Source organism: Cellulomonas olei, assembly GCF_039548315.1.
Taxonomy (GTDB): domain Bacteria; phylum Actinomycetota; class Actinomycetes; order Actinomycetales; family Cellulomonadaceae; genus Cellulomonas.
This window is the reverse complement of record NZ_JBCLVN010000049.1, coordinates 46,768-53,674: the sequence shown is the minus strand read 5'-3', so window position 1 is coordinate 53,674 and position 6,907 is coordinate 46,768. Positions and strand designations below refer to the sequence as shown.

Annotated in this window: 7 protein-coding genes and 1 tRNA gene; 5 read left to right on the top strand and 3 right to left on the bottom strand. The window is 75.6% G+C overall.

Going from position 1 to position 6,907, the window contains the following annotated elements:
• Positions 1–162 precede the first annotated feature (162 nt).
• The 3 genes from AAHH18_RS14510 (at position 163) to AAHH18_RS14500 (ending at position 2,489) form a co-directional block, all read left to right on the top strand.
• The gene (locus AAHH18_RS14510; RefSeq protein WP_343302092.1) at positions 163–1,446 is read left to right on the top strand and encodes an MFS transporter; all 1,284 of its coding nucleotides are present in this window, start codon (positions 163–165) and stop codon (positions 1,444–1,446) included.
• Between the two features lie 43 nt (positions 1,447–1,489).
• Positions 1,490–1,563, top strand: a tRNA-Thr gene (locus tag AAHH18_RS14505).
• Positions 1,564–1,637: 74 nt separating this feature from the next.
• The gene (locus tag AAHH18_RS14500; RefSeq protein WP_343302091.1) at positions 1,638–2,489 is read left to right on the top strand and encodes a class I SAM-dependent methyltransferase; all 852 of its coding nucleotides are present in this window, start codon (positions 1,638–1,640) and stop codon (positions 2,487–2,489) included.
• 108 nt (positions 2,490–2,597) lie between these two features.
• Here AAHH18_RS14500 and AAHH18_RS14495 read toward each other — a convergent pair whose 3' ends face one another.
• Together AAHH18_RS14495 and AAHH18_RS14490 are read right to left on the bottom strand one after the other, a co-directional pair.
• On the bottom strand, positions 2,598–3,533 hold the full coding sequence (locus tag AAHH18_RS14495) for an aldo/keto reductase (RefSeq protein WP_283321567.1): 936 nt from the start codon (positions 3,531–3,533) through the stop codon (positions 2,598–2,600).
• Between the two features lie 31 nt (positions 3,534–3,564).
• Complete coding sequence (locus tag AAHH18_RS14490) at positions 3,565–4,422, bottom strand: aldo/keto reductase (RefSeq protein WP_343302090.1); 858 nt, start codon at positions 4,420–4,422, stop codon at positions 3,565–3,567.
• A 97-nt stretch (positions 4,423–4,519) separates the two neighbouring features.
• On the opposite strand from AAHH18_RS14490, the gene AAHH18_RS14485 reads away from it, so the two are divergent.
• Both AAHH18_RS14485 and AAHH18_RS14480 read left to right on the top strand, forming a co-directional pair.
• On the top strand, positions 4,520–5,467 hold the full coding sequence (locus AAHH18_RS14485) for a LysR family transcriptional regulator (RefSeq protein WP_283321565.1): 948 nt from the start codon (positions 4,520–4,522) through the stop codon (positions 5,465–5,467).
• Positions 5,468–5,472: 5 nt separating this feature from the next.
• The gene (locus tag AAHH18_RS14480) at positions 5,473–6,009 is read left to right on the top strand and encodes an RBBP9/YdeN family alpha/beta hydrolase (RefSeq protein WP_343302089.1); all 537 of its coding nucleotides are present in this window, start codon (positions 5,473–5,475) and stop codon (positions 6,007–6,009) included.
• 202 nt (positions 6,010–6,211) lie between these two features.
• Here AAHH18_RS14480 and AAHH18_RS14475 read toward each other — a convergent pair whose 3' ends face one another.
• Positions 6,212–6,883, bottom strand: a complete 672-nt coding sequence (locus AAHH18_RS14475) for a response regulator transcription factor (protein ID WP_283321563.1) — start codon at positions 6,881–6,883, stop codon at positions 6,212–6,214.
• Between the last annotated feature and the right edge of the window lie 24 nt (positions 6,884–6,907).

Below are 6,907 nucleotides of genomic sequence, written 5' to 3'. Positions count from 1 at the left end.
CCATCTGGACGGAGAACTGGACCGACCCCTCGGCGCTGCTCCAGGCGGTCGCGGGCTGACGCCACCACCCCGGACGCGGACCGCCCGCCCCCGGCGCCCGGCGCAGGGGGCGGGCGGTCCGCGTCCGGGGCCACGCCGCCGCGGCACGTAGGCTGAGCGCTCGTGCCCTCCCTGCTCGTGGACCTGACGCCGCTGCGCGTCAGCCCCGAGTTCCGCCGCCTGTGGTGGGGCCTGTCCGTGGCGAACCTCGGCGCGCAGCTGACGGTCGTCGCGGTCGGGCTGCAGGTGTACGAGCTGACCCGCTCCACCTTCTCGGTCGGCCTGGTCGGGCTCTGCGCGCTGGTGCCGCTCGTCGTCTTCGGGCTGTACGGCGGCGCGATCGTCGACCACGCGGACCGTCGCACCGTCGCGCTGGTGGCGTCCGCGGTGAGCTGGGTCGCGACCCTCGGGCTGGCAGCGCAGGGGTGGGCCGGCAACGAGCACGTCGGCGTGCTGTACGCCCTGGTGGCGGTGCAGTCCGGCGCGGGGGCGGTGAACAGCCCGGCGCGGTCGGCCATCATCCCGCGGCTGCTGGAGCCCCGGCTGATGCCCGCGGCGAACGCCCTGCAGACCGTCGGGTGGAACGTGGCGCTGACGCTGGGGCCGCTGCTCGGCGCCGGTCTGGTGGCCACGCTCGACTACGGCGTCGTCTACACCGCCGACGCGCTGCTGTTCACCTTCGCCTTCACCGCGCTGCTGCGGCTGCCGCCCATCCCGCCGGAGCCGTCCGGGACGCGCCGGGCCCGCGCCGGCCTCGCGTCGGTGCTCGACGGCCTGCGCTACCTCGGGACCCGGCCGAACGTGCGGATGACGTTCCTCGTCGACCTGATCGCGATGATCACGTCCTCCCCGCGCGTGCTGTTCCCCGCCGTCGGGCTGGTGTACCTCGGCGGCGGCGAGACCACCGCGGGCGTCATGACCGCCGCCGTGGCCGCCGGCGCGATGCTCGCGGGGGTGTTCTCGGGCGGGCTGGCGCGCGTGCGCTGGCAGGGCCGCATCATCGTGCTCGCCATCACCGTCTGGGGGTTCGCGGTCGCGGGCTTCGGCCTGGTGCTGGTGCTCGCGGGGCGCTCCCACCCGGACGACGTGCTGTGGTGGTCGCTGGCGCTCGCGGTCCTCACGCTCGCCGCCGCCGGCGCGGCGGACGCCGTCAGCGCGGTGTTCCGGCAGACGATCCTGCAGACCGCCACCCCCGACGACATGCGCGGCCGGCTGCAGGGCGTGTTCGTCGTGGTCGTCGCCGGCGGCCCGCGCCTGGGCGAGCTGCTGCTCGGCGCCGTCTCGGAGCGCCTCGGGGAGGGCGGGGCGGCCCTCGTCGGCGGGCTCGCGTGCGTGGTGCTGCTGTGGGCGCTCGTGCGGTGGCAGCGCGGGTTCTGGCGCTACGACGCCCGCGACCCGCAGCCCTGACGCGCCGGTAGGCTGGCCCCGCGCGACGCCGCGGCGCGCGCCCGCCTCCTTAGCTCAGCTGGCCAGAGCAGCTGTCTTGTAAACAGCAGGTCGTCGGTTCGAATCCGACAGGGGGCTCCGATCCGGTGCGATGAGGCCGGCCCACGGCGCGCCTCCTCGCCCCGGGCAGCCGGCCGTGGTAGCTGGTGGAAGTGACAGCACCTCTCGCTCCCAGCCCCACCGCCCTCATGTCCGCCGCCGCCCGCGCGGCGCACCCCCTCGTGGACGACGGCCCTCCGCTGCTCGTCGACGAGCAGGCGCCCCTGCTGTGCGCCGCCGCCGGCTCGCCCGGGCCGCTCGACTACCAGCGAGGCGCCCCGCGCGAACCCGTTCTCGCCGCCGCCCGGCTCTCGGCGGTGGTGCGCAGCCGGTTCGCCGAGGACCACGTCCGCGCCGCGGGCACCGCGCAGGTCGTCGTGCTCGGCGCCGGCCTGGACACCGCGGCGCACCGCCTCGGGCCGGATCGCACCGCGTGGCTGGTCGACCTGCCGGGTGTCCTCGCGTGGCGGGCGACGCTGCTGGCGGCCGCGGGGATCCCCGACGTCGGCCGGCCCGTCGGCGCGGACCTCGCGGGGGACGGCCTGGCCGACGCGCTCGTCGGAGCGGGGTTCGACCCCGGGCGTCCGGCGAGCGTCGTGTGGCTGGGGACGACCATGTACCTGCCGCGCGAGGTGGTCCGGCGGGTGCTGGACCGGCCGGGCCTGTGGGCGCCCGGCTCGCACGTGGTGCTGGACCACGTGCTGCCGCCCGGCGAGCGGGACGACGCCGGCCGGGCGTACGCCGCGGCGCTGGCGGCCGTCGCGGGCGGGTCGGGGGAGCCGTGGCGCTCCTCGGCGACCGCGGACGAGGTCGCCGCGCTGCTCGGGGCCGCCGGCTGGGGAGCCGTCGAGGCCGTCGACGAGGGCGACGCGGTCCCGCCCGGGTTCTGGCCGGAGGGCGGGGGCACCCGGCCGGACGGCCTGCGGCGGCAGCGCCTCGTGCGGCTCGTGCACGCCGAGCGCTGACCCCGACGTGCCGCGAGGTCGTCACGTGCGGACGAGGTCGTCAGGCGGACCTGACGACTTCGTGCCGAGGTGACGACCTCGCGGGGGTCGAGCCGGGCGGGGCCGGCGTCAGGGGACGATGTGGCCCGCCGCGCGGGTCAGGGCGTACCACTGCGCGCGGGTCAGGGGCAGGTCCGAGCCCTGGGCGGCGCCGGCGACGCGCTCGGGCGTCGTGGTGCCGAGCACGACCTGCATGCGGGCCGGGTGCCGGGTGATCCACGCGGTGGCGATCGCGATCGGCGGCACGTCGTAGGCGGCGGCCAGCTCGCCGATCACCTGGTTCAGCTCGGCGAACTCGGGGTTGTCCAGGAACGTGCCGGTGAAGAACCCGGCCTGGAACGGCGACCACGCCTGCACGGTGATGTCGTTCAGGCGGCAGTAGTCGAGGATGCCGCCGGCGTCGCGGGTGACGGACTGCTCGGCGCCGACCATGTTGGCCGCGAGGCCCTGCGTGACGATCGCCGCGTGGGTGATCGACAGCTGCAGCTGGTTGGCGACGATCGGCTGCCGGACGGAGCGGCGCAGCAGGTCGATCTGCCGGGGCGTGTGGTTGGAGACGCCGAACGCCCGCACCTTGCCGGCGGCCTCGAGCTCGTCGAACGCACGGGCGACCTCGTCGGGCTCGACGAGCGCGTCGGGGCGGTGCAGCAGCAGCACGTCGATGTGGTCGGTGCGCAGGGCGCGCAGCGAGCCCTCGACGGACTCGAGGATGTGCTCGTACGAGAAGTCGAAGTACGGGCCCTCGCGGACGATGCCGCACTTGGTCTGGATCGTGTACTCGTCGCGCTCGGACGGCGTGAGCGCGAGCGCCTGGGCGAACCGCGCCTCGCACTCGTGCAGCTCGCGGCCGTAGACGTCGGCGTGGTCGAGGAACGTGGTGCCGGCGTCGCGGCCGGTGCGCACGAGCTCGCGGATCTCGTCGTCGGACTTCTCGGCGATCCGCATGAGGCCGAGCACGACGTTGGGTGCCTCGATGTCGGTGCCGGGCAGGGTGAAGGTCTTCACGGGGTGCCTCTCGGGACGGTGGTGCGGGGGGTCAGGCGGAGAGCCGCGCGAGCTCGTCGGCGTCGAGCACCAGGTCGGCGGCGCGCACCGAGTCGGTGATGCTCTCGGGCCGGGAGGCCCCGGGGATCGGGATGACGACCGGCGCGAGCGCGAGCTCCCACGCCAGGGCGACCTGCTGCGGGCTGACGCCGTGGGCGTCGGCGACCTCGCGGAACGCCGCGTGGCGCTCGCCGAGCTCGCCGGACCGCGTGATGCCGCCGAGCGGGGACCACGGCAGGAACGCGATGCCGAGGTCGGCGCAGTGCCGCAGCTCGTCCAGGCTGGACCGGAACGCCGGCGAGAACTGGTTCTGCACCGACACGAGCCGGCCGCCGAGCACCTGCTGCGCCTCGTCGATCTGCGCGACCGTGGCGTTGGAGATGCCGGCCTGCAGGATCACGCCCTCGTCGAGCAGCTCGGCGAGCGCGCCCACGGAGTCGGCGTACGGCACCTGCGGGTCGGGCCGGTGGAACTGGAACAGCCCGATGGCCTCGACGCCCAGGCGCCGCGCGGACGCCTTCGCCCCGGCCTTGACGTGCTCGGGCCGGCCGTCCTGCGTCCAGGTGCCGTCACCGGGGCGCAGGTGCCCGGCCTTCGTGGCGACCAGCACGTCCTCGGTGCTGCCGCCGTAGGTGCGCAGCGCCTCGGCGATGAGCTCCTCGTTGTGGCCCACCTCCCCGGCGTGCAGGTGGTACGAGTCGGCCGTGTCGATCAGGGTCACGCCGGCGTCGAGCGCCGCGTGGATGGTGGCCAGGGACCGGGAGCGGTCGGGTCGTCCTTCGATCGACATCGGCATGCCGCCGAGTCCGATCGCGCTCACGGTGCGGTTGCCGAGGGTGCGCTGCTGCACTCGTCCACCTCACGTCGTCGGGGTCGTGCCTCGACCGTAGGTACGCTGGCTCCACAAGTCCAACGACTGGGACTCATGGGATTCAGAAGCGAGGCCGATGATGGACCTGCGGCAGATGGAGTACGTCGTCGCGCTGGCGGAGGAGGAGCAGTTCACGCGCGCCGCCGCGCTCTGCGGAGTCTCGCAGTCCGGGCTGTCCGCCGCGATCCGGGCGCTCGAGGACGAGCTGGGCACCCGGCTGTTCGCGCGCACCACGCGCCGGGTCGCGCCGACCGAGGCGGGCCTCGCGCTGCTGCCGTACGCGCGGGCGGTCCTGGACCAGGCGGCGGCCGGGCGGGACGCCGTCGTCCGCGCCACCCACGAGCTGAGCGGCACGCTGCGGCTCGGCGCCGAGCAGTGCCTCGGCGTGGTGGACGTGCCGCCGCTGCTCGAGCGGTTCCGCCGGCGCTACCCGCAGGTGGACATCGCGTTCACGCAGGCCGGCTCGCACGAGCTGGTCGCCGCGGTGCGCGCGGGCGAGCTCGACGTCGCGTTCGTCGCCACGCAGGAGCACCTCGCCGGCGTGCGGCCCGTGGAGCTCGGGCGCCGGGAGGTCGTGCTGCTGTGCCCGCCCGGGCACCCGCTGAGCGCCGCCTCGAAGGCGGACTGGGAGGCGCTGTCCGGGCACGACTTCATCGACTTCCAGCCGAGCTGGGGCGTGCGGTCGCTCAACGACGCGGTGTGCGCGGCCCGCGGGGTCGCCCGGCACGTGCGCTGCACGGTCAACGACATCCACACGCTGCTGGACCTCGTCGACCGCGGGCTCGGGATCGCGCTCGTGCCGCAGCACGTGGCCGCCAAGCCGCAGGCCGCCGGGCTGGTGCCGGTCCGGCTGCCGCAGCAGGCGTGGTGGGTCGTGTCGGCCGTCGTCGGCTCCGCACCCGGCCTCGCGCCGCGCCTGCTCGAGCTGCTCGACGCGGACGAGGACGTGGCCGCCGCGGTCGCGCAGCGCGGGGCCGCCCAGGGACCCGGGCGCGCCGTCGCCGCCGCGCCGGGGCGGGGCTGAGCGCCGTGGCGCGCCGCGCGATCGTCGTCCACGGCACCGGCGGCCACCCGGACAACGTCTGGTACCCGTGGCTGGCGGACCGGCTCACCGCGCGCGGGTACGCCGTGGAGCGCCCGCACCTGCCGCGCCTCAACGTCGAGCCCGTCGCCGAGACGCTGCCCCGGTTCCTGGCCGCGTACCCGCTGGACGGGGACACCGTGCTGGTCGGTCACTCCGGCGGGGCCGCGCTGCTGCTCGCCGTGCTCGAGCATGCCCCCGCCCGCGTGGCGCAGGCCGTCCTGGTCGCCGGGTACGCGACGCCGCCGAACGACGCCGACGAGCCCGTCCTGCAGGACACCTACGACTGGGACCGCATCCGCGCGCACGCGGGCGACCTGGTGTTCGTGAACTCCGTGCGGGACCCGTACGGCTGCGACGCGACGCAGGGTCGGGCGCTGCTGGACCGGCTCGGCGGCACGCTCGTGGTGCGGGACGACGGCCACTTCGGGGACTGGGACCAGCCGTACGACGAGTTCCCGCTGCTGGAGCGGCTGGTGCTCTGAGGGCGGCGGGGCCGGCCGCCGGGGTCGGGCGCGGGCACGGCGCGGGCAGGGCCCGGGCATGAAGAAGCCCTCGGCCGCGCAGGGGGCAGGCGACCGAGGGCGTGCCTACTGTAACCCACGCCGCGGCGCGGTGGGGAACTCTCACCCGAACGGATGCCAGGCATCTCGGGGCGCCGGGGCCACCCGTGGTCGTGCGGGCGCGTCAGGACGCGCGGCCGGTCTCCTCCAGGAGCCGGAGGGCCGCCGTGACGCGGGGGTTGCGGCCGGGGTCCACGTCGATCCCGAGGGTCCCGTAGATGCCGTTGATGTGGTTCTGGACCGACTTCTCGGTGATGCGCAGCGCCTCGCCGATCCCGGCGTTGGACAGCCCCTGCGCCAGCAGCCGCAGCACGGCGTACTGCCGGTCGGTCAGCCGGGCGACCGTCGACCCGGCGCGCGGCGCCATCCGGTCGAGCAGCGCCGGGTCCAGCGTGGTGCGGCCCGCCGCGGTGGCCCGGATGGCCGCGACCAGGGTCTGCGCGCTCGTGGAGGACGTCTTGGACAGGTAGGACCACCCGCTGGCGACGTCCGGGGGCAGGTCGAGCAGCAGGTCCATGGCGTCGTGCGCCGACAGCAGCAGGATGCCGAGGTCCGGCTGCCGGCGCCGCAGCGTGACGCCGAGCGCGATGCCGTTGCCGTCGGGCAGGTCGATGTCGAGCACGGCCACGTCGGCGGCACCGGGCCGCAGGGCCGCGGCTCCCTCGCTGACCGTGCCGACGGAGGCCACCACGCGCACGTCGTCGGCGGCTCCCAGCGTGAGCTCCAGCATCGACCGGAACAGCGGCTGGTCCTCCACGACGACCACGCGGACCTGGGTGGATGTGGGATCGGACATCTCGGACAGTATGGTCAATGTGAC